2 protein-coding genes are annotated in these 2,149 nt (G+C 47.9%); both read right to left on the reverse strand.

Features of this window, described 5'->3' with window-relative positions:
• A partial coding sequence (locus tag ACO6V1_RS23590; RefSeq protein ID WP_422468988.1) for a hypothetical protein occupies positions 1–273 on the reverse strand: 273 nt, incomplete at its 3' end.
• A gap of 337 nt (positions 274–610) precedes the next feature.
• Positions 611–2,149, reverse strand: a 1,539-nt coding sequence (locus tag ACO6V1_RS23595; protein WP_422468990.1) for a hypothetical protein, incomplete at its 5' end; no start/stop codon positions are given.

Raw genomic sequence — 2,149 nt, forward strand, 5'->3', positions numbered from 1 at the left:
GCACGAAGACTGCCTTTGCCTGGTCAGGGAGAGGAAGTAATGGACCTCCGCCAGGCCGCATGACCGCAGACGATCGCCCGTTGTCGGCGATGCTTGCCAGAAATTATTGATATCGCTGATTGATAAATAGCTGGCGATTTTGGCGAGCACTTCCTCGGGAACGCGAACCCACCGGTGATCAAAGCGAGCCATGTCACGGACTACTTCAGGCTTGATTTCATTGCCTGCTGTATCGACATCGGTACTGGTCTTTAACCCTGCTGCAGGTTGCATAATGTTAACCCCCCAAGGTGATTCAGGCTGTTCAAGAAACATAGCAACAATCGCAACATCCCGGGATTAAATATCGACAGAGCCACTACGGAGAAGCTGCATTTGTGGGCATCAACTTCTGCCCGGAATCATGAGCGTTTAATGGAGGGTTATTATTGTTGCCATTGCCCGGGAACTGGTTAGGTTTATCTGGGATGTTGTACGACAAGAGATGCCTAAGGTGGCTTGAGCGAATTTACCGGGTATTCAGGATAAAAGCGGTTAATCAGGAGGTTGTTCAGACACGTTGATTTCATTTGGTTAACTACTTATACCGCACCAGCCAACGGGATAATCCCTAACAGGCATTCTCCGGCTGATGATCCCTGATCTGCCAGAAGGAAACAAACTTTGGCACTAAAAGATCACCGGCAGGGAGCAAACTGGTGACCAGAAGTGTGCGGCTGCACGGGCTGAAGCAAAATTTCCAAATACTGTTTTCTGTTTGCAAACGGCTCCTTTCAAGCCAACTCCCGTCTGCCGTCAACCCGAACAGAATCAGGCTGTGCGAATCCGTTTCAGGAACCACAGCCAGCAGGTAGCCTTCTTGATTGAAACCTACTTGTTCAACGGAAAATTCGATGCGTTGCCTGACCCACTCACCGGCGGGTTTAGCGCAAAGTTCACCAACAGGTTTACGTTGATAGATATCCGTATGGCCTGCTGGATCGTTACACACAATGGTTTCACCGTTGGGACTGACTTTTGTCAGGGACTTAGCCGGGAATGTTTGTGCCCGACCCCACATGCCGGACGCCGCCTTGCGCCAGATTGTTACGCACCGCAACCTCTTTCTGATGAATTCACAGGGGTCCGCAGAAAAATGAATCGTACCACGACCGCATTGGTACTTCTCCTGAACAGCGGGCAGCCATTGGTCGTCAGTATTTAATTCCCAGATATCCAAACTAACTTGAGTGGTGATGATCAGAAACCGACCATCGGGGCTGAAATTGGGTTTAAGATGGTAGTAATATCTTGGTGGGTTGCAGGTTTTAATCATTCTCTTTTTTTCACACCATTGCCCTTCAGGACCGAGGGCAAAAATGGCGACAAAGAAATAATCTCGCCTGACAGCATCCGCATCAAAATCACCGCTAATCCATGTAGCAAAATGGCGGTTATCCGGGCTGAATACCACTTCCAGATTAAGCTCATATTCGCTCATTTTATCGTCATTGGGTGTGAGTTCCAGGTCATCAGCACGATCTTCAACAATAATATCAGCCGTTCGTGACCAGGATTCATCGTCTGCCTGGCCCATTACCGTAATGCGTGATCTATGATAAAGCAAAAGATTTTTGCTGTCGGCACTGAACAGCAAAGTATGATTGTAATTTGTACTAATGTTGCCTTTATTGACCCACTGGCCATCAGTCCCCCGACCAAGAATAGCGCCAGCTTGCTCCAGGTTAATACAGACCAGTGACCTGGCATCAGGTGACAGGTATATCTTACTAATATGCTTGTCATTATGTTGAGGAAAAACGTCACCCGTTGTCAGTTGCTGTTGCTCAACCCACTCACCATTCCTGCATTCATAAACAGACAGTAAATGCTCTTTGCCACTGTAGTTGCGGGAAAAAAGTTTCGCCCTCCCACTGCTTACCGATTGCGGGACAAATAAAATATGGTCGGCATGCTGATGACGAAAACAGGCAGAATAATCGTGTTTGATTTCAGCTTTACTGACCCAGTGACCATGATTCAGAGCCAGAATATCACTGTAATTCTCCGACTTCCTCTCGATGAGGATGGGAATATGATCACACAGATGACGGGTAGAGCGATTAAGATTTCTGCTGCCACTGGGTATAAGGGTCAGTGCAGTCCCATC

The organism is Endozoicomonas sp. ALC013 (genome assembly GCF_049310205.1).
GTDB lineage: Bacteria > Pseudomonadota > Gammaproteobacteria > Pseudomonadales > Endozoicomonadaceae > Endozoicomonas.